Raw genomic sequence first — 19359 nt, 5'->3', positions numbered from 1 at the left:
CACTTTTATGCGATCTTTATTGTTATCTTAAATAATTCCAATCGGCGCTTTTTTATTTCAAACTCAGTAGATCAGACACCCCTGGCTGACTTCTGAAAACACCATGACAACCAACGCACCCGGAACTAATATCACCAATGAGCGACGCTGCCTTTACCATATCTCCAGCTTCAGCCGCATCTGCCAGCTTCAGTGCATTCCCCTCAACACTACTGTTGAAACTATCAAGCACGGCCAGACGTTCATCGCTGATATTTTCCATCCCTAGATAGGGAAGAAGACCACCCACAGGAATGCGATGATTAGCAAGACGCCTGGCACTGTCCGCCGTGTGCTCGGGGTTGTCAGTCATGATTCCTGCCAGCACACTTTGGTAATCGGACAGCACCTCGGTCATAACCTGCCGCAGAGTTGCCCTTTCACTGTATCGACTATGCATCGCCAGGATTGCCATTAGCGACATCTTTGTATCCATCGACAGATCTTTAACCTTCCCTTTTAATTCAGGCTTCATCAGCTCGATCTGACTCTGTAAGACTTTTTTCAATTCAGCCAGACTTGGATCTGCCGCACTGACACTCTGTGCAAACATAGAACTACCAATGAGTAGCACCATCGCAACAGACGCACGCCGTATCTTCTGCAGACCGTTAATCAGGTTAAATAAATTCTTTGCTCTAGCGAGTTGGAGTATCATTGGATATGTTCCTCAGTGTATTGGTGTTGTTATATTCAAGACCTACAATAAAGAAGAGTTTTTTCTAAGTGATGGCGCATCTGTAACAAGATGTAACGAGACTGTTACAGAACCGTATCGATAATAAATAAGCGCAGGACTCCCATTGAACACTTACAAGCAGCAGATTCTGGTAGTAGATGACGAACCTGAACTCCGCAACCTATTACAAACGTATCTATCGAAGAGGGTTATGAGGTTGTTGCCGTTGAGGATGGTGCAGCGCTAGATCGACACCTTACCGACCACAATGCCGACCTTGTAATTCTCGACCTTATGCTCCCCGGAGAGGACGGCCTCTCAATCGGCCGAAGATTACGCCAACAGAACAACCTGCCCATCATTATTCTCTCAGCAAGAGGTGAGGAACTTGATCGCATTGTCGGTCTTGAAATGGGCGCAGACGACTACCTGACAAAGCCCTTTAATCCAAGAGAGCTATTGGCCAGGGTTCGCTCCGTATTACGTAGATGCAACGAGACCAACAAAGACTCTACTCCCAGCGAAACAACGACACTCACTTTCGGACCCTTTAGCCTTGATGTTCAAAAACACAAACTCACCAAAGACCACAAAGAGATCCCACTCACATCCGGAGAGTTCACACTGCTGCGCATCTTTCTTGAACAGGCAAACCGGGTATTAAACCGTGACACCTTACTGGAACTGACCAAAGGATATGACCACTCACCGCTTGATCGCAGCATCGATGTCTGCGTAGGGCGTTTGCGGAAAAAAATCGAAATCGATCCAACAGAACCCGTCTTTCTCCGCACCGTGTGGGGTGCTGGTTATATATTTTCACAAGAAGAGTAAGCGGATAGAGATGCTTTTTATTAAATATCAGAGCTACTTCTGGAAAATCATATCAACCATCGGTGTTGTCTCTGTTGGCTTTATGATGATTGTACTATCAACCATTGCCTACTACATGGTCGTTCCACTTGGACAGCGTGCCACCGATGATCTGGCCAGCATCATCTCTCATGCCGCTGAAACATGGGAACAGTTACCGTATGCAGAACACGATGCATTCGCACGACGAATGCAAAGAAAACACGATCTGATACTAGTCACGGCAGACACTCCATTGTCGAAATCGACCTCCCTTCTCCCGTATCTCTATTTCCTTGAGCTATCGCTTGAATCCCAAATCGGCAAAAAAATAATGATTTTGAAAAGCACCAGCAAGGAGGGAGAGGAGTGGTTCTGGGCAGACATCCCCTTATCAGAAGGCATGTTGCGCTTTGGGTTTTCCCGTTCTCGCATAGGGGTAAAACCATCCGCAGCTTTTTTTGTGCTGCTGATTACTGGTTTTTTTCTTACCTTTATTACTGCCGCTCTACTCACACGCCGCCTTACAGTCACCATAGAACGCCTTTATCACGCAGCCCAATTAATCGGTAAAGGGCAGTGGCCTGAACCTGTTAAAGAGGAGGGGCCGGAGGAACTTGTCGTTCTTGCCAGGGAGTTCAACAGAATGAACATCCAGGTTAAAGAGCTGCTCGCCAACCGAACAACGCTCTTAGCGGGAATTTCTCATGACCTGCGAACACCATTAACTCAGATCCAGCTGGCACTAGCCATGCTTCCAGATAATGGTGGGGATCCACAGTTAATGAATGGAATATACCGGGATCTCGACTCAGTAAACCGCCTTATAGGACAGGCACTACAGGTCAATCTTGAACTGGACAAACAGGAAAAGGAGCCTTTACAGATAGCCGAGGCACTTGATCATATCGTCGAAGCAGCAAGGCGCGGTAATCACATCATTGAGTGGCACTCTGAAAAAACCTGCAGCTTTACATTAAATCGACTCGCACTCCAACGCATCGTTACAAATCTTCTTGAGAATGCCATTCGCTATGGCGATGGCAAACCAGTCAGAATTGAGTGCAACTGCGACCATGACTCCCTCACCATTCAGGTCCTGGATCACGGCCCAGGCATTCCACCAGAACAGCGCGAAGCCGTATTTCAACCCTTTTTCAGACTCGAAAAATCCCGTAGCAGCATAACTGGAGGTAGTGGTCTGGGGTTGGCCATTGTTCGACAGCTTGCCGACACAAATGGCTGGATTGTGAAACTACTCGAGCGAGAGGGGGGCGGTACCTGCGCCAGGCTTGTCATTCCAATCTAACAATAACAACGGATTATTTATCTAACAGCCAATTAGTTACCAACGCAATCCAGGACTTTCTGTTAACAGGCAGCATTCACATAGTCCGCTGCAATCGCACCATTCAGCCTTTCATCCTGCTTCTACTCATAGTTGGAAGATAACAAATTTTTAGAGGAGCATTTAAACCGCACCCCCCAAATAACAGAGCAATCCACCCAGCACACATGACGCTCAGCATCAAACACAATGCACCGTAATATCTCCAGCATCACCATTGCTATACTGGATGCAGATAGTTACAGGGGAGATGTGGCGTGATCAGCTATAAAAAGATCCTAATTGCAGTCGAGTTCAACGAGAGCGACCAAAAGGTTGTCGAACGTGCCCAGACAATTGCCAAGCTATCTAACGCCCAGGTTAGCCTGGTCCACGTGGTCGAACCGGCCGTACTCGACACCATCAACGATCTCGACGCCACCCCACTACTATCCCTGGAACCTGAACTCCAGCAGCAAGCCAAAACACGACTCACCAAACTGGCAGATTCACTCGGTATTGACAGGATCGATTGCTACAGTGAGGTAGGGACGATTAATGGGGAAGTCTCGCGAGTTGCTGAGGAGCAGCAAATCGACCTGATCGTTCTTGGCAGCCACGGTCGTCATGGCCTGGCACTGCTGCTCGGCTCTACCGCCAATGCCGTACTACACCACGCCCCCTGCGACCTGCTGGCGGTACGCATTCAGGATTAGTTAACAAGCTACCAGCGGTGACTAAAACCGATCGAGATCGCCGTATCGCTCTTTTCAACCGTGTCTCGTTCAAAACGAAGACCCGCTCTCATGCCACCCATTTTGCGACTCAACTCCAATCCGGGTGTGTCGAGGGTTAGCGCCATATCGAGTCCACTTCCCTGACGGACATAACCTAGACCCGTACCACTGTCCGGTTTGTTTCCACCCAGATAGTGGTAGTGCTGCAGGGTGAAGAGTTTTGCCTTTGGCCGGCTGCTCTTATCCGCCCCGGCATGGATCTGGGGCAAAATGGGATCGGTAAAGCCGTTACATCCAGAAGGACAGGGTGGTGGCGGAAATTCGTCACCTGCATGTGCAAACATCGTCACCATCACACCGGTACCCACAAATAACATCACCACGGCCATTAAATCGGGGCTGTGCCACTTTTTCATAACCCACCTCCTCTCCAACCTAGCCTCTAGACTGGAAAACGCTTACTGTTAAGGCTATAGATGCGCTTTGGCTCGTACCGTGAAACACTTCACATACAAACCGAACCTGGCGCACACTATCGACTGTCGATGCGCCGCTGCGCACCGGATAGAGTTATCCATTCAGCTTTTGTGCCAACACAGGAGTTGAAGAACCGAAACAATAAGATCAAAGGAGTGGATACCGATGTATGAAGAGATTCAGAACTACTACGAACAGCTAGTGGTAGAGCGTATTCGTCGCTTGGCGGCAGAGGGTGAGACACCAAATAGTGATGATGATTATCTGGAAGATGTCGCCTGCGTCGCGCTGAACCAACTACCGGCACGCTACGTCAGACACAAGGTCGACCTGGTCTTCTATATGCCATCGGAGGAGCGCTTCCAGATGATGAATGCCGTAGAAGAGGCGGTAAAAACCGCTATCGAATACGTAGAGCAGCACCGGGGCACAAGCCGCCCCAACACCTACGCAGGGTGAGCTAATCTAGCCTGGCAAACCTGCTTATCGGTAATACCCCTACCCTAGCAGGGCGGCAACGATTCACCGCAGAGGAAAACGAGCGCCGCCCTGAATAAGGCGGCTGACTCAATCCCGACTCAACCTGAAACCGCATCTTCGTGGGACATGGCAGTCTCAGGTCGATCGAAACAGCTCAAATCTAGACTAGAGCCCCTCCATCTCCAGATCGTCTTTGATCGCATCGACACCCGCCTGAGCACACATCTCATCGGTCACACCTGAAGGGGCACCACTCACGCCCACGGCGCCATAGACAATGCCGCCCGCCTGGATTGGTACGCCACCTGCTGACATCACCAGTCCATCAACCTTGGCCACCGCAAACGGCGTTGTGAATCGGTTCTCCATTGATGATGTGGTGGCAATAAACCGGAGTCGCTATTTTTGCGAAAGTTTGTTTTGGGCATCCAAGCCCAAGCAAACAGCAAAAACTTCACGCGACCGTTTATGCCTGCGGCGCCCCGACCGTCCTGCGTACGTTGCGTAATCACCTCTTCGCGGCTCTACACAACTCCCTCAGTGACTCTACGCCGACATAAAGCCGCTGCTGCATCTTCTTCGTCGTTCGCTCGCGCTCTCAACTACGAATAGGCGACGGCGTCGACTATCGGGACTAACCGCCCTCACTTCGCTCTCCATGGCGGTCAGCGTGAGATCGCGGTATAGGCCTTCTGCTTGCTGATATTGAGTGTCAGGTCGGGTGCCAGCACATCACGTAGCACCACCTGCGGGTTACCACCACGGTCGACCACGGTTACGCCGATCTGAATCCCCTCTTTACGACACGCCTCGACGGCTGCCTTGGCAACCGTTAGCGCCGATTCCATCGATAACCGTTTGATGTTGACCGCCATCGGTGATTCCGACTCAGCCATTGCCGTGAACGGGAGTGAAGCTGCAACCAGAAGCGAAAGGGCAGGAACAAATTTCATATTTTTCTCCGTTGTATTGATCTATCGAACCGTGGGAATATCGGTGCGTCCAATATAGCGCCGAAACAGACTAACAGGAACGGCATGAGCAAGAACAATCTGTTCGATCAGACCAATATCTATCCAGAGCTGGAGTCGGTCAGTGCCGCCGCTGCGGCACGCTGGGTATCGCTCTGTAAGGAGGCGATAAGCGATCACGGCAGTTTCCATGTCGCTCTTTCCGGTGGCTCTACACCCAAACGCCTCTACCAACTGCTTGCAGCCCATCCTTTTAGCGAGCAGATCGACTGGGCGAAGGTTCACATCTACTTTGGCGATGAGCGTTTCGTCCCTCACGACCACCCCGACAGCAACTACCGTATGGCGCGTGAAGCAATGCTTGATCAGCTCGCCATTCCTGAGAGCCAGATCCACCCTGTCGATACATCTTTGAGTAGCGCGGCAGAGGCCGCCGAAACCTATGCACAAGAACTTCAGCAACAGCTGCCCCTGAATCACAACGGTCAGCACTGCTTCGATCTTATGCTGCTCGGCATGGGTCCCGATGGTCACACCGCTTCGCTCTTTCCAGAGACGGAGATCCTCCACGAACAGCAGACACTCTGTGCTGCAAGCTATGTGGAAAAGATGACAAGCTGGCGCATCAGTCTCACCTTTAAAACCATCAATACGTCTCATCACATCGCCCTGCTGGTCTGTGGTGAGAATAAGGTTGAGGCACTGCGCCATGCCATGCGCCGCAACACACCACGACTACCGATCCAGCGGCTTGTACCTCAGGGATCACTGGAGTGGTTACTGGATGAAGCGGCGGCAAAGGGCCTCGCCGAGGTCTTGGCATGAGGGTCATTGCAGGAGATCTTGGCGGCACTAAAACGCTCTTAATGATTGCCGAATGCGACACTGAAGGTTGTCGCTCAATTATTGAGCAGCGCTACAGCAGTAACGATTTCACTGGATTGGAGCAGATGGTGTTGCGGTTCCTGAGCGACACCGGCACCGATGCAACCACCATCGAAGCCGCCTGTTTTGGTGTCGCCGGACCGGTCACGCGTAGCGCCGACCAGGTAACCGCGCAGATCACCGCACTACCCTGGCAGCTCAATGCTGCAGCCCTCTCGAGAGAAACGGGTATCCATCCGCTCACCCTCATCAATGATTTTGAAGCGATTGGTTACGGTATCGAGGCACTCACTGAAGATGACCTCGTCGAACTACAGGCCGGTGATCCGCAACCCAAGGGAACCCGGGCCGTGATCGGTGCCGGAACCGGTCTCGGCATTGGCCTGCTGCTTCATGATGGCGAACACTACCGACCACTCCCCTCCGAGGGGGGGCATGCCGAATTCGCCCCAACAGGTGAACTGCAACGCGCATTGCAGCACTACCTGGAAACAGAGTATGAACATGTCTCGTGGGATCGCGTCCTCTCCGGCCCCGGCCTGCACGCCATCTATCGCTTTCTCACCACCCAGCCGAAGCGACTCGCTTCAGCCACCCTGAATGAGGCGATTACCACAGGTGATCCGTCGGCCGAGATCAGCCGTTTTGCCATCGAGCAGAACGATCCACTTGCACTCGAGGCGCTGGGTATTTTCATCGCCATCTATGGTGCCCAGGCCGGTAATGTCGCACTAACCCTGTTGCCCCGCGGAGGGCTCTATATCGCCGGCGGTATCGCCCCAAAACTGATCGAACAGCTACAACAACCGCGCTTTATTAAGGCCTTCCACAGCAAGGGGCGCATGGCCGATCTGATGCATAAATTCCCGATCAACGTGGTGATGGAGCCTCGCGTCGGCCTGCTCGGTGCAGCGCTTCACGCCAGTCGTCTGTGACAACCCTTCAGATGCTGTGTCAAAGGGAAGCAGCGCATCTTTCGTGCTAGAGTTGTTGCTCATTCACCACCAGTTGCAGACCATGTCCGACTCCCCTGAATACCACATCGAAGTCAACGCCGAGACCACCTATATCGAGGAGCAGTCTGTGCCCGATGATGGTCGGTATGTCTTTGCCTATACCATTACCATTGAGAACGCTGGCAGCGTTGCAGCACAGCTGCTCTCACGCCACTGGTTAATCACCGATGCCAACGGCAAGGTGCAGGAGGTACGTGGTGAAGGAGTGGTGGGTGAGAAACCCAATCTGCAGCCGGGAGAGAGCTTTCGCTACACCAGCGGCACCATGCTCGAGACCGAAGTCGGATCCATGCGCGGTAGCTACCAGATGGTGGCAGAGGACGGGCATGAGTTCGATGCGGAGATAGCCCCCTTCTCCCTCTCACCACCTCGCACCCTACACTGATCCATACATGTCGCTCAGGTTCAGCTACACCCTGATCGCACCTATCTATGACCTCGCGATCGCTGCCGCTACCGCAGCCGCTCGCCGACGCAGCCTCGACAGACTCGGCACCGACAATACTCCCGAGATACTACTCAGCGGTATCGGCAGCGGTCTCGACCTACCCTACCTACCGAGCGGCGCCCACTACCACGGCATAGATATCACCCCTGCTATGCTCAAGCGCGCAGAACGTCGCGCCACCACACTGGGCATCGAGATCGAGCTTCAGGAGGGCGATGCGATGGCCCTCCCCTACGGCGATGAGCAGTTCGACATCGTGGTGATGCACCTGATCCTCGCTGTCGTTCCTGAACCGCAACGCGCCCTCGCAGAGGCGGCGCGGGTGCTACGCCCCGGTGGTCGAATCGTGATCCTCGATAAGTTCCTGCGCCCCGATCAGCGTGCACCTTTGCGACGCATGATCAATCCACTGATTCGCCACATCGCCACCCGTACTGACGTCATCTTCGAAGAGGTGCACGCCAGCTGCCCCAACCTTCAGCTCAGCCGCAACGAAGCAGCATTGGCGGGCGGCTGGTTCCGCCACATCGAGTTGGAGAAGCGCTAACCGTGGCCACCTATGCAATCGGTGATATACAGGGCTGCTTCGATGAGTTGCAGCAGCTACTGCAACGGATCAATTTCGATCCCGCTAAAGATCAACTCTGGTTCACCGGCGATCTGGTCAACCGCGGCCCCAAATCGCTCGAGACGGTACGTTTTGTAAAGTCACTCGGTGATCGTGCCATCACCGTACTCGGTAATCACGACCTGCATATGCTCGCCGTTGCCGAGGGGCATCTGAAGTACTCCAAGAACGACAACTTCCAGCCACTGATCGAGGCCGACGACGGCCCCGAACTCCTGCGGTGGCTTCGCCACCAGCCACTGCTACACCACGATGCCAAACTTGGCTACACCATGATTCACGCCGGGCTAGCACCACAGTGGGATCTCTCCCTGGCACAGGCCTGTGCGGCAGAGGTCGAGGCGGTGCTACAGGGCGATGATTACGTCGACTTTCTGCAGAACATGTACGGCAACAAACCGAAGCGCTGGAAAGGTAAGCTGGAGGGGATCAAGCGGTTACGCTTTATCACCAACTGTTTCAGCCGTATGCGCTATCTGGAGCCAGATGGCGCGCTGGAGTTTCACCACAAGGGCGCACCCGGCAGCCAGCCAGAGGGATTGATACCCTGGTTCGAACACCCAGAACGCCGCAGCCGCGATTTGAAGGTGATCATCGGCCACTGGTCAACGCTCGGATTAATGACTGATGGCAGCCTCTTTGCACTCGATACCGGCTGCCTCTGGGGCGGCACGTTGACCGCCTACTGCCTCGAAAGCGGTGAATCGATCGCCTACAACTGCCCCGGCTGTCGCTCACCGAAAGAGTAGTTACGAGGGGTTGAAAACTTGCCGTTTCGCCCAAATAGTCTATAAAAATGTAGGTGTATTAAAAGGGAGGACTACATGGAGATGGAATATCGGATCGAAAATCGCGACCGACATCTCGACGTTTCAATCAGTGCCGACGCCGTAGAGCAGGAGCAGCTGCTTGAACACTATATGAACAACTGCCGCGATCGCCGTTGCGACGACGGTAGCTGTGAAAACGCCACAGACGAATATAACAAGGTAGACCGAATCAATATCCAACCCACAACAGATGGGGTACTGCTACAGCTAATTGCCAAACCCGGAGAGACCCTCAACAGCACGGAAATTGAGCCGTGCCTGGAACACAACTTTGCAATGAGCAGCAGCCTCGCCTAACAACCGGGAGCGCCCGTATAATGGCGCTCCCAACCACTAATTACTCACCGCTTTCGCGGATCACCAATGGCCGAAAAACTCATCCTGCACACCACCGCTGCAGCCAGCACGCTTGATGCTGTCACCACGCAAATCAGAGAGATCGGTCTGATCGAGAATGCGATCGATTTTCAGGGACACAACCACTACCTCGCCGGTGAACGCTTCGCGGCACTGATCACCTTCCTCGGCTGCGCACCGCACATCGTCACCGATCCGAGGGCGGGCGATAGCTTCTGCCATGTGGAGCCGGTCGCTACAGAGAACTCAATACTGATCGGTGGCAGTCAGGGCGTACCGCCCCGCTGCCCCTCCTGCCGTACCAAGCTGGGAGAGTGGCGTAACCATCTTCAAACAGATGAGATAACCGCCGAGACATCGCTCAACTGTCCAAAGTGCAGCTCAGAGACAGCGCTAGCCTCACTCAACTGGCGTCACTACGGGGGCTTCGGAAATTTACGAATCGACATCTGGGGAATACCGGCAGAACTGGCGCTACCGGGTGATGAGTTGATGCAGCGACTGGAGGAGACCACCGGCAGCCGCTGGTCGTTCCTCTATCTCGAGGAGTAGCTCAGTTAATTAAGCGTTGCTGCCATTGCATCAAGCAGCCGATTCATACGCTGATTGATCGCCGCATAACGCGCACCATCGGCCATCATCTCCGCACCACTCTGAATATGAGCACCACCCTCGGCCAATTCACCGGCACAGTTTTCGATCAATGCCGCAGCGCTCTCCGCCGTGGTCTCGAGATGGAACTGCAGCGCCACCACGCGATCGTTGTAGATAAAACCCTGGTTGTCACAGACGCCGCTTGAGGCGAGGTGAATCGCACCCGGCGGGATATTGAAGGTATCGCCGTGCCAGTGGAACACCTCGCACTGATCATCGAGAAAGAGAGCCAGTGGATGATCGGCCACCTCGGCCGAGCGCTTGATATCGAACCAGCCGATCTCCTTCTCACGCCCATCGACCACCGGCCCACCGAGCACATCGGCGATCAGCTGCGCTCCAAGGCAGACACCAAGCACTGCTTTGTCGGCCTCGATCACCTGTTTGATATACCCCTTCTCCACCTTCAACCAGGGATATTCGCTGTACTCGTAGATATTCATTGGGCCGCCCATCACAACCAGCAGGTCGAAACGGTCAATGGCGGGGAACTGATCACCGGCATAGAGACGCGTGCGCGAAACCGTATGCCCTCCCCGATCGGCCCAGTCCTGGATCGAACCAATGCCTTCAAAGGGAACGTGCTGCAGGTAATGAATATGCATCGGGGTGATCCTTGCTCTATTTGGAGAAGCGCGACTTCAGGTAATGATTAATATCGGCCGACTCATAGAGCCAGCGCTCTGCACCATCATCCTCAATGATCTGCAGGCAGGGCACCTGAGTCATGCCACCGCCTTTTAGCAGCGCCTGGTGCGCATCCCGGCTCTGCATCACATCCTGCAACGGGATATCGAGCTTTAGATAGCGCATCACTCGCCGCACGCGCAGACAGAAGGGGCAGGCGGGATAGTGGTAGAGGGTCAGTTTTTTCAGCTCGGCATCAATGGCAGCCTGAGCTTCGGGGTTACGCTCAATCACCTTGCGGCAGACGAGATTAAGTAGTGCCGAGAGAATACCCTTCAAACCGAGCGCTCCATGACGATGAAGCTGCAAGCGTGGGCATTACGTTCATCAACCGGCTGCTCTTCACGCAGCGTTTCGCGCCACGGAGAAAGATCAAACTCCGGGAACCAGGCATCGCCCTCGAACTGACCATGCACCTTAGTAAAGTAGATGCGATCGGCCTGCGCCAGCATCTGCTCATAAAACGAGGCACCGCCGATAATCATCACCTCTTCGACCTCACCCGCCGCAGCCAGCGCCTCCTCGATTGAGTGGACCACCACCGCGCCCTCGGCGCTGTAGTCTGGATCACGGGTAATGACGATATTGGTGCGCTCAGGCAACGGACGCCCACCAAACGATTCGAAGGTCTTGCGCCCCATCACGATCGGCTTGCCCAGTGTATGGCGGCGAAACCACTTCATATCGGCCGGTAGCTTCCACGGCAGACGATTCTCAACGCCAATAAGACGCTGCTCATCCATCGCCCAGATCAGTGAGACGATCAAACCGCCACCACCCCTTTGATGTGGGGGTGTGACTCGTAACCGATCAACTCAAAGTCATCAATGGTGAAATCGAAGATATCTTTGATCTTAGGATTGATCTTCATCGTCGGCAGCGGATAGGGCTCACGCGAAAGCTGCAGATCGGTCTGTTCGAGGTGGTTGGAATAGAGGTGGGCATCGCCCAATGTGTGGACAAAATCACCCGGCTCCAGATCGCAGACCTGCGCCATCATCATCGTCAACAGCGCATAGGAGGCGATATTAAACGGCACACCGAGAAAGATATCGGCGCTGCGCTGGTAGAGCTGGCAGTAGAGCTTGCCATCAGCGACGTAGAACTGGAAAAAGGCGTGACAGGGCGGCAGCGCCATATTCTCCACCTCGGCCACATTCCAGGCCGAGACGATAATGCGGCGTGAATCGGGATTGTTCTTCAGCTGATCGATCACCTGGGTGATCTGGTCGATATGGCCACCACCGGGGGTTGGCCAGCTGCGCCACTGCGAACCATAGACGGGGCCGAGATCGCCATTCTCATCGGCCCACTCGTCCCAGATACGCACCCCGTTCTCCCTCAGATAACGGATGTTGGTATCGCCCTGCAGGAACCAGAGCAGCTCGTGGATGATGGAGCGCAGGTGAAGCTTCTTGGTAGTGACCACCGGAAAACCTTCACTGAGATCGAAACGCATCTGGTAGCCAAAGACACTGACCGTACCGGTGCCGGTCCGGTCCTCCTTCTTCACCCCGTTGTCACGCACATGGCGCATCAGCTCCAGATATTGCCGCATTACCGCTCCTCGATTGAAGGTATCGTTATCCGCTCGATTATACCTACCCCGGCCTGCAACATAAGACCCTAATCTCGGTGTTATTTACCGCCTCGCAGACTGCATCTTAGCCAACACACCCGAACAATCTGATCGTTTAAATCGAGATTCAAGGATGATAGATCGAATGAGTCGATTGATGACGTCCCCATGCGGCACAAACTCAGCTACCCTGTCGTAAACCGGCGACAGGGATAACCGTGATGAAACTCTACAATTTCGAGATCTCAGGAAACTGTTACAAAATCCGCCTGCTGCTCTCACTGCTCGGCATCGAACATGAGCTGGTACCGGTCGACCTGCGCCAGGGGGAAAACTTCGAACCGGCACTCCTCAAGCTCAACCCTCGCGCACAGATCCCGGTACTCGACGACGACGGCACCATCATCTGGGACTCGAGCGCGATCCTCACCTACCTCGCCCGCCAATACGGTGGTGAGCGCTGGCTGCCGACCGATCCACTCGGTATGGCAGAGGTGGTGCAGTGGCTCGCCGTTTCAGAGAACGAGATCCTCTACGGTCTGGCACGAGCTCGCGCCATCAAGCTAATGAACAAACCGTGGAACCCTGAAGAGTGTCGCAAGCTGGGTGAACAGGCACTGGAGGTGGTAGAGCAGCAGCTAGCGAAGAGTAGCTGGTTGGCGGGGCACACAATCACCATCGCTGATATCGCCTGCTACCCCTACATCGGACTGAGCGGTGACGGTGGCTTCTCACTCGATCCCTACCCCGCCATCCGACAGTGGATGGCGCGCATCGAGACCCAGCCCGGCTATATCACCATGCCGGGGCTGATGCGGGTCGGCGAAGGTTAGAAATACAGGTAGCGGCGTCGAATCTCGACTCCACTACCGCACGACAACAACGAAAACCGAGGCAGAGATCGCCAATATGGCGAGAGGGTAAGGAGAGAGAGCAACCACCCCGGATTTCGCGTCGCTCCATCCGGGCTACAGAGACTTACAACCTAAACCATGTACCGGAGTCGAAGTTCGACTCCGGTACATGGCGACAACACAGAAAATCGGATCAGGGAGAGCCCTACGCTCGGCGACGGTAAGCAAACGCCAGCAGCACCACACCAAACATCACCATCGGCAGTGAGAGCATCTGTCCCATCGTCAGCCAGTCGAAGGCGATAAAACCAAGATGGTCGTCGGGCTCACGGGCAAACTCCACCACCGTGCGCGCTACGCCGTATCCGATCAGGAACAACCCCGAAACCGCCATGCGCGGTCGCGGTTTGGCCGAGAACCACCAGAGCAGCAGGAAGAGGATCAATCCCTCCAACGCTGCCTCGTAGAGCTGTGAAGGATGTCGCGGCATCGGCCCACCACCAGGGAAGACCATACCGATTGAATGATCGGTAACACGTCCCCACAGCTCTCCATTGATAAAGTTACCAATGCGCCCCGCCATCAACCCGACCGGCACCAGCGGCGCGATAAAGTCAGTAATGGTGAAGAAACCCTTCTCCACCTTGCGCCCGAAGAGCAGCATCGAGACCAACACCCCGAGCAGCCCGCCGTGGAACGACATCCCTCCCTCCCAGATACGAATCAGAATCAGCGGGTTGTCGATAAAGTTGGCGAAGTTGTAGAAGAGGATATAACCGATACGTCCACCGAGAATCACACCCAACGCCGCGTAGAAGATCAGATCGTCGATCTGCTCCACCTTCCAGCCGGAGTCGGCCTTACGTGCACGAAACCGACCCAACCACCAAGCGGCGGCAAAGCCAATCAGATACATCAGCCCGTACCAGTGAATCTTCACCGGCCCGAGCGCCAGCGCAACAGGATCGATATTGGGATAGGTCAACATGGGCGGGGAGTATACCAGAGGGTTTATTGCATTCTTGTGCAGAGCACAGGTTTCATGAATTCATGTCACCCCAAGTAGATAGAGGGGAGCCGGTGGATTAGTTATTACTCAACAACACCACAAAAAAATAGCGCAATAGTCCAGCAATAAAACTCAATACTCCTTCTTTGTCGCATCACATCTGGCAAGCATATATTCCAGTTCAACCTCATCAACACCTGTCAAAACAGTTCGAATACCATCTTTCTCAACCGCAAACATACGACCCTCATCCTCATCAACAAACAATGGATCAACCTTACCCTCCAACCTATTGTCCACCAATGACATTTCAATCAATTTAAATCCATTTCGAACACCCATGTCTTCCACGACCAATTCCTCAACCCCTTTAGCTCATCTACAATCGGCACATCGATCTTTGAAAACTCAATCTGTTTCCGTCCCTGAGTTAGTTTCAGTCTCTTGCTAACAAACCTATACCCATCAAAATTATTAGCAAATAAAATCATATCGTTAGAATAGGCCAATAACATTTATACACCTTGATATCGTAATAATTCTCAGAGACAACCTCCTCCACAGCTCTTGGCTTCTCTTCTCTCAACTTCAACAGGTAATTCTCGCCCAGTTCAGAAGAAATCCCACGCAGATCACCCTCAACCCCTTCCAACTTATCCTTTATCCAAAGAGAAAGCTTCTCATCAAACTCATGTGTCTTACGAAAATAACCCCACCATCTACACTCTCAAGAAAATCAAGATAAGCTCTCACCTCTCGCTCAGAGTATGTTCTCGCAACCAACTCTGCGACCTCGACCTTATCCTGCCCCCAATCGAATTTACTATTTAAGATGCGTCGATACTCATCTAAAACGAAGTTCGACATATCCTCTGACTCGGATAATTCCTCGGCAGATTCGCTTCCGTAATAGAGAGAATCGTCTCTATCACATCTTGTATATCTCGCTCCACGTGAATCGTATCAACCAGTTCCAGCGCCGATTCATGGTCTTTTTATCGGCTGAATAGGCTGTTGCAGAGAACACAAGAAACGACACAAAACTTATCAATATTGTTTTCATAGCTATCCAATAGCTTAATTAAGAATTATTCCGTGAACAGTATACTCACCCCAAGATTCACAATAACAGCTCAAAAACTCTCTCTTCCCGATGAACCCGTAGGTTGGGTTGAACGCAGTGATATCCACCTTTGGATGACGTTGTTAGGGTATGGGTGGTTTGTTGGGTATCACTGCGTTCAACCCAACCTACGTATAAGCGCCACCATCGAGTGGTAGAAATCAGTTTCTGGGCATCTAACTAGGTAATCGGTGCGCCACCCAATAACGCAGCCACCCTATATCCCTGCCACACCAATAGCCACACACCTACCGACCAGCAATTGGTAAACTCGCGCGATGATCAGACGCGCACTCAACAGATTATTATCCCCACTCGGCCTTGAGCTGATACGCCCTCGGAAGCCCAATCGGCTACTTGAATCCGAGATTGAGACGAAAGAACTGCTCCAGCTAGTCACTCAGGCTGGCATTTTTGAAGGAACCAGCAGCGCTCAAATCCACCAGGATGTAATCGTTCTATTGGCGACGGGATTTAAGACAAACGGTTACTTCGTCGAATTTGGCGCATCAGATGGCATCAAATTCAGCAACACCTATCTGCTGGAGAAAGAGTATGGTTGGCAAGGCATCCTCGCTGAACCGGGAAAGATCTGGCACACCGACCTTGCAAACAACAGAGATGCAGCTGTCGATCACTCCTGTGTGTGGAGCAGCAGCCACGACACCCTCTCTTTTACAGAAGCAGATGTCGCAACACTCTCAACCATCTCTAAGTTTAGCGATCACGACCATCATGCCAAGACGAGAAAAGAGTCGACCACATACGAGGTAAAAACCCTCTCTCTGAACGACCTGCTAGAGAAACATAATGCTCCTCGACAAATCGATTACCTGTCGATCGATACCGAGGGAAGCGAATTCGAGATATTGAATAGTTTCAACTTCGACAAATATGAGATATCGATCATCACCTGCGAACACAACTTCACCAGAAACAGAGAGCAGATCTTCAATCTCTTGAGCAGGCATGGCTATCGACGAAAATTCACCACCCTTTCAAAGTTTGATGACTGGTACTTTAAGGATTCGGTGTTTCAAGCCGTTGAAGAGCACGGCACCTCCTGAGCCTCCACACCAAACCGCTCCTCCCCATCACACCCCTCTTTTTCAACCACATCTCAGCACGTATTTTCGTAGATTGGATTGAACGCGCCCTGAGCGAAGCGAGGAAGCACCCTTGGGATGGAGTGATACCCAACAAACCACCCAGGCCCTAACCACATCGTCCAATGGCGGCATGCCTAATCTACTCATCGCGCTTTACTCAACCCACCCCACGAAAACAGCAACATCAGGCGACGGGCTTGCAACACCCTTCGCATCACTCCATATTGTCGAATCAATTTGCCGACGCCATGAAAACTCGATGAAACAGCTATTCACTCTCTGCCTGCTACTCCTCTCTCCCTTGCTCGCTGCAGAGGACTTCACGGTATCTGACCACGACGGAAACGAGATTTCCGTTCAGCACCACCCCTCCGAGGGCGACCTATTGATCATCTGGCTGACCGACCACGAGGAGGTGCGGTCGATGTTCGATGAGATGGTGGTAGCGGTGAACCGTGCAGGTGCGGAGATCTGGCGCGTCGATCTGCTCGAATCCTACTTTCTGCCGCGCAGTAGCGAGGTACAGCGCAAGCTCTCAGGTAACGGGGTACTGGCACTGCTTGAAGCGGCCCACAGCCAACGCAACAAGCGGGTACTGCTGGTCGCCTACGACCGTATGCCGGTGCCGGTGCCGCTGCTGCGCGGTGCGCGTCTCTGGCAACAGCAACAGAAAAAGTCACGCCTGACCGGTGCGGTGCTCTTCTACCCCAATCTGTTTGGCCCGGCGCCGGTGGCCGGACAGGATCCGATCATCGACCCCATCGTCTCGGCGACCAATATCCCGGTGGTGATCTATCAGCCGGAGATCGGCAGCCAGCGCTGGCGCCTGAGCGAGGTGATGGGGACGTTCTGGCGCGGTGGTTCGCCTGCCTATGCCTATGCCTATATCGTTCCGCGCGTTCGAGACTGGTTCTTCATGGGCGAGACCGATCACGGCCCTGGCGATTTGGGAGCAACACATGCCGTACCTCAGCAGCTGCTGAGCCTTGCGGCCATGATGGAGCGCTATCCGAAACCAGCCAGCGTAACCGAACTCAAATCCGGCGATACCGGCCAACAGGTGATGGAGCTGGTGGAGTTTAAACAACCGGTCACCGCCCCCGGTTTTGTCCTGCCCGATTTCGAGGGTAAGGAGGATCGCTGGCAGAACTATCGCGGCAAGGTGACGCTGGTGAATTTCTGGGCCACCTGGTGTCCGCCTTGCGTTGAAGAGGTGCCATCACTCAACGGTCTGGCGGCGCGTTATCGTGACCGCAACTTCGAGGTGGTCTCGATCGATTTTCGTGAGACCAACGAACAGCTTCAAGCCTTTATGAAACTGATACCGGTCGACTTCCCGGTACTGATGGATCGTGATGGCAAGACGGCGATGCAGTGGAAGGTCTTTAGTTTCCCCAGCTCCTTCATCATCGACCGAGCAGGCAACATCCGTTACTCCACCAACCGTGCTATCGACTGGGACACCGCCGAGAGCTGGAAAATTATCGATCAGCTGCTCACCGAGTAGAAACACACGCCACTTACTTCCTGTCGCTGTAGTAGCGCTGTCCGATCAACTCTCGGTCGGCAGCGTAATCGTTCCGAAATGCCATGTAGTGATGATCGAAGGACACGGGCGCATGCAAACACTTCATCTCCCGATTGTAGACGGTCACCAGCACGCCACAGGCGCGACTGAAGAAGTCGGCGTGGTCGAGCCGCTTCAGCGCCGTATCCCAGCCAACCATCTTCAACCGCTCCGTTCTGGCGATAAAGAAGTTGGCGATCTTCAACTGCACGGGTAGTCCGTCGATTAACGTATCTGGTTCGGCTAGCGGTGCCTTGCCACTCGGGTGGAGTCGTGACCGTGCATATCGGGGAGTCGCTATTTTTGCGGAAGCTTGTTTTGGGCGTCCAAGCCCAAGCAAGCGGCAAATACTTAACGCGACCGTTTATGCCTACGGCGCCCCGACCGTCCTGCGTTCGTTGCCTAATCACCTCTTCGCGGCTCTACACAACTCCCTCAGTGACTCTACGCCGACATAAAGCCGCTGCTGCATCTTCTCCGTCGTTCGCTCGCGCTCAACTACGAATATGCAGACGGCGTCGACTATCGCGGACTAACCGCCTTCGCTTCGCTATCCATGGCGGTCAGCGGTCGTTGATCCGGTAGAACGGCAGGTCGATCCGCTCGCCACCGACGATGTCGACAGCCTCATTACGCTGCAGATAGCGCAGGCACGGGACCAACCCACTGCGTCGAGTGAAGATGTAGTCATCATCAAGCACCATCACGTAGCGTGTCTCGACCGCCTCCAGCGCCCGCTGCCTTCCAGCTGAGACGCCCGAATCGAAGGGCATTGTGATCGTCGTGACTCCGTCCAGCTGTAGCTGCTCGGCGCTGTCGTCGACCACCACAATTCTGACTCTCGGGTAGAACTGCTGAATCGACTCAACCAGCCGTCGCAGCGCTAGTGGTCGCTCGAACGTTTTGATCGTGATGGTCAACTGCGACAATAGCTCTGCATTCTGTTCGGGCTGCGCAAGGAAACGATCAAACAGTTTCTGCAGGGCCAACTCAGCTGCGATCACAGCTCTGTAAATATGACAAAAGAGCGCGCGCATCGGCCCCTCAACCA

Annotated in this window: 28 protein-coding genes; 16 read left to right on the top strand and 12 right to left on the bottom strand. The window is 53.7% G+C overall.

Going from position 1 to position 19359, the window contains the following annotated elements:
• Nucleotides 1-52: 52 nt before the first annotated feature.
• Entirely contained in the window at nucleotides 53-697 is a 645-nt protein-coding gene (locus HUE57_RS06275; RefSeq protein ID WP_236725805.1) for a hypothetical protein, read from the bottom strand.
• 204 nt (nucleotides 698-901) lie between these two features.
• On the opposite strand from HUE57_RS06275, the gene HUE57_RS06270 reads away from it, so the two are divergent.
• The 3 genes from HUE57_RS06270 (at nucleotide 902) to HUE57_RS06260 (ending at nucleotide 3613) form a co-directional block, all read left to right on the top strand.
• A complete protein-coding gene (locus HUE57_RS06270; RefSeq protein WP_320416287.1) occupies nucleotides 902-1552 on the top strand; it encodes a response regulator in 651 nt (216 codons plus the stop codon).
• A gap of 10 nt (nucleotides 1553-1562) precedes the next feature.
• Complete coding sequence (locus HUE57_RS06265) at nucleotides 1563-2879, top strand: ATP-binding protein (RefSeq protein ID WP_236860696.1); 1317 nt, start codon at nucleotides 1563-1565, stop codon at nucleotides 2877-2879.
• Between the two features lie 296 nt (nucleotides 2880-3175).
• Entirely contained in the window at nucleotides 3176-3613 is a 438-nt protein-coding gene (locus HUE57_RS06260; RefSeq protein ID WP_174672905.1) for a universal stress protein, read from the top strand.
• 8 nt (nucleotides 3614-3621) lie between these two features.
• On the opposite strand, the gene HUE57_RS06255 is transcribed toward HUE57_RS06260, so the two are convergent.
• On the bottom strand, nucleotides 3622-4050 hold the full coding sequence (locus tag HUE57_RS06255; protein ID WP_078484750.1) for a hypothetical protein: 429 nt from the start codon (nucleotides 4048-4050) through the stop codon (nucleotides 3622-3624).
• 226 nt (nucleotides 4051-4276) lie between these two features.
• Between HUE57_RS06255 and HUE57_RS06250 the strand changes: the two genes are divergently transcribed.
• Nucleotides 4277-4570 carry a late competence development ComFB family protein gene (locus tag HUE57_RS06250; protein WP_078484749.1) on the top strand — a complete coding sequence of 98 codons (294 nt, stop codon included), beginning with the start codon at nucleotides 4277-4279 and terminating at the stop codon, nucleotides 4568-4570.
• A 186-nt stretch (nucleotides 4571-4756) separates the two neighbouring features.
• Here HUE57_RS06250 and HUE57_RS06245 read toward each other — a convergent pair whose 3' ends face one another.
• Nucleotides 4757-4978 carry a heme-binding protein gene (locus tag HUE57_RS06245; protein WP_320416286.1) on the bottom strand — a complete coding sequence of 74 codons (222 nt, stop codon included), beginning with the start codon at nucleotides 4976-4978 and terminating at the stop codon, nucleotides 4757-4759.
• Nucleotides 4979-4996: 18 nt separating this feature from the next.
• Here HUE57_RS06245 and HUE57_RS06240 point away from each other — a divergent pair, with 18 nt between their 5' ends.
• Nucleotides 4997-5203 (top strand): hypothetical protein, encoded by a 207-nt coding sequence (locus HUE57_RS06240; protein ID WP_174672546.1) that lies wholly within the window; start codon nucleotides 4997-4999, stop codon nucleotides 5201-5203.
• A 53-nt stretch (nucleotides 5204-5256) separates the two neighbouring features.
• On the opposite strand, the gene HUE57_RS06235 is transcribed toward HUE57_RS06240, so the two are convergent.
• Nucleotides 5257-5544 carry a GlcG/HbpS family heme-binding protein gene (locus tag HUE57_RS06235; RefSeq protein WP_174672903.1) on the bottom strand — a complete coding sequence of 96 codons (288 nt, stop codon included), beginning with the start codon at nucleotides 5542-5544 and terminating at the stop codon, nucleotides 5257-5259.
• 84 nt (nucleotides 5545-5628) lie between these two features.
• On the opposite strand from HUE57_RS06235, the gene pgl reads away from it, so the two are divergent.
• From pgl to HUE57_RS06200, 7 genes are all read left to right on the top strand, one after another.
• Nucleotides 5629-6387 carry a 6-phosphogluconolactonase gene (gene pgl, locus HUE57_RS06230; protein WP_078484747.1) on the top strand — a complete coding sequence of 253 codons (759 nt, stop codon included), beginning with the start codon at nucleotides 5629-5631 and terminating at the stop codon, nucleotides 6385-6387.
• Nucleotides 6384-7382 carry a glucokinase gene (locus tag HUE57_RS06225; RefSeq protein ID WP_078484746.1) on the top strand — a complete coding sequence of 333 codons (999 nt, stop codon included), beginning with the start codon at nucleotides 6384-6386 and terminating at the stop codon, nucleotides 7380-7382. Before pgl ends, HUE57_RS06225 begins: the two co-directional genes overlap by 4 nt.
• A gap of 82 nt (nucleotides 7383-7464) precedes the next feature.
• Nucleotides 7465-7848, top strand: coding sequence for a Co2+/Mg2+ efflux protein ApaG (gene apaG, locus HUE57_RS06220; protein ID WP_078484753.1), 384 nt, complete (start codon nucleotides 7465-7467; stop codon nucleotides 7846-7848).
• Nucleotides 7849-7855: 7 nt separating this feature from the next.
• Nucleotides 7856-8458: a class I SAM-dependent methyltransferase gene (locus HUE57_RS06215; RefSeq protein WP_078484745.1), complete on the top strand. Its 603-nt coding sequence runs from the start codon at nucleotides 7856-7858 to the stop codon at nucleotides 8456-8458.
• Between the two features lie 2 nt (nucleotides 8459-8460).
• The gene (locus tag HUE57_RS06210; RefSeq protein WP_078484744.1) at nucleotides 8461-9288 is read left to right on the top strand and encodes a symmetrical bis(5'-nucleosyl)-tetraphosphatase; all 828 of its coding nucleotides are present in this window, start codon (nucleotides 8461-8463) and stop codon (nucleotides 9286-9288) included.
• Nucleotides 9289-9369: 81 nt separating this feature from the next.
• The gene (locus HUE57_RS06205) at nucleotides 9370-9666 is read left to right on the top strand and encodes a hypothetical protein (protein WP_135622453.1); all 297 of its coding nucleotides are present in this window, start codon (nucleotides 9370-9372) and stop codon (nucleotides 9664-9666) included.
• Nucleotides 9667-9732: 66 nt separating this feature from the next.
• Nucleotides 9733-10278, top strand: coding sequence for a hypothetical protein (locus HUE57_RS06200; RefSeq protein WP_078484742.1), 546 nt, complete (start codon nucleotides 9733-9735; stop codon nucleotides 10276-10278).
• 5 nt (nucleotides 10279-10283) lie between these two features.
• Here the strand turns inward: HUE57_RS06200 and HUE57_RS06195 are convergent, their stop codons facing one another.
• From HUE57_RS06195 to HUE57_RS06180, 4 genes are read right to left on the bottom strand one after another with little or no spacing between them, the layout of a single operon-like run.
• Nucleotides 10284-10985, bottom strand: a complete 702-nt coding sequence (locus tag HUE57_RS06195; RefSeq protein WP_078484741.1) for a type 1 glutamine amidotransferase — start codon at nucleotides 10983-10985, stop codon at nucleotides 10284-10286.
• A gap of 16 nt (nucleotides 10986-11001) precedes the next feature.
• The gene (locus HUE57_RS06190) at nucleotides 11002-11346 is read right to left on the bottom strand and encodes a glutathione S-transferase N-terminal domain-containing protein (RefSeq protein WP_172840362.1); all 345 of its coding nucleotides are present in this window, start codon (nucleotides 11344-11346) and stop codon (nucleotides 11002-11004) included.
• Nucleotides 11343-11834 (bottom strand): type 3 dihydrofolate reductase, encoded by a 492-nt coding sequence (gene folA, locus HUE57_RS06185; protein WP_078484739.1) that lies wholly within the window; start codon nucleotides 11832-11834, stop codon nucleotides 11343-11345. Before folA ends, HUE57_RS06190 begins: the two co-directional genes overlap by 4 nt.
• Nucleotides 11831-12625, bottom strand: coding sequence for a thymidylate synthase (locus HUE57_RS06180; RefSeq protein WP_078484738.1), 795 nt, complete (start codon nucleotides 12623-12625; stop codon nucleotides 11831-11833). Before HUE57_RS06180 ends, folA begins: the two co-directional genes overlap by 4 nt.
• A 242-nt stretch (nucleotides 12626-12867) precedes the next feature.
• On the opposite strand from HUE57_RS06180, the gene HUE57_RS06175 reads away from it, so the two are divergent.
• Entirely contained in the window at nucleotides 12868-13479 is a 612-nt protein-coding gene (locus HUE57_RS06175; RefSeq protein WP_078484737.1) for a glutathione S-transferase family protein, read from the top strand.
• Between the two features lie 226 nt (nucleotides 13480-13705).
• On the opposite strand, the gene lgt is transcribed toward HUE57_RS06175, so the two are convergent.
• Both lgt and HUE57_RS06165 read right to left on the bottom strand, forming a co-directional pair.
• Nucleotides 13706-14488 (bottom strand): prolipoprotein diacylglyceryl transferase, encoded by a 783-nt coding sequence (lgt, locus tag HUE57_RS06170; protein WP_078484736.1) that lies wholly within the window; start codon nucleotides 14486-14488, stop codon nucleotides 13706-13708.
• Between the two features lie 153 nt (nucleotides 14489-14641).
• Nucleotides 14642-14860 (bottom strand): hypothetical protein, encoded by a 219-nt coding sequence (locus HUE57_RS06165; protein ID WP_174672902.1) that lies wholly within the window; start codon nucleotides 14858-14860, stop codon nucleotides 14642-14644.
• A gap of 1233 nt (nucleotides 14861-16093) precedes the next feature.
• Here HUE57_RS06165 and HUE57_RS06160 point away from each other — a divergent pair.
• On the top strand, nucleotides 16094-16699 hold the full coding sequence (locus tag HUE57_RS06160) for an FkbM family methyltransferase (protein WP_174672901.1): 606 nt from the start codon (nucleotides 16094-16096) through the stop codon (nucleotides 16697-16699).
• Nucleotides 16700-17000: 301 nt separating this feature from the next.
• Nucleotides 17001-18248: a TlpA family protein disulfide reductase gene (locus HUE57_RS06155; RefSeq protein WP_172840361.1), complete on the top strand. Its 1248-nt coding sequence runs from the start codon at nucleotides 17001-17003 to the stop codon at nucleotides 18246-18248.
• Between the two features lie 13 nt (nucleotides 18249-18261).
• On the opposite strand, the gene HUE57_RS06150 is transcribed toward HUE57_RS06155, so the two are convergent.
• Nucleotides 18262-18519: a hypothetical protein gene (locus HUE57_RS06150; protein WP_078484732.1), complete on the bottom strand. Its 258-nt coding sequence runs from the start codon at nucleotides 18517-18519 to the stop codon at nucleotides 18262-18264.
• A 92-nt stretch (nucleotides 18520-18611) separates the two neighbouring features.
• Between HUE57_RS06150 and HUE57_RS06145 the strand changes: the two genes are divergently transcribed.
• Nucleotides 18612-18893, top strand: a complete 282-nt coding sequence (locus HUE57_RS06145; RefSeq protein WP_174672900.1) for a hypothetical protein — start codon at nucleotides 18612-18614, stop codon at nucleotides 18891-18893.
• On the opposite strand, the gene HUE57_RS06140 is transcribed toward HUE57_RS06145, so the two are convergent.
• Entirely contained in the window at nucleotides 18872-19297 is a 426-nt protein-coding gene (locus HUE57_RS06140; RefSeq protein ID WP_172840391.1) for a glycosyltransferase, read from the bottom strand. The two genes, HUE57_RS06145 and HUE57_RS06140, sit on opposite strands and share 22 nt — an antisense overlap.
• Between the last annotated feature and the right edge of the window lie 62 nt (nucleotides 19298-19359).

The sequence above is a fragment of the Candidatus Reidiella endopervernicosa genome, from assembly GCF_013343005.1.
Classification (GTDB): domain Bacteria; phylum Pseudomonadota; class Gammaproteobacteria.
The sequence above is the reverse complement of the archived record's forward strand: the minus strand, read 5'-3'. Positions and strand labels throughout refer to the sequence as shown.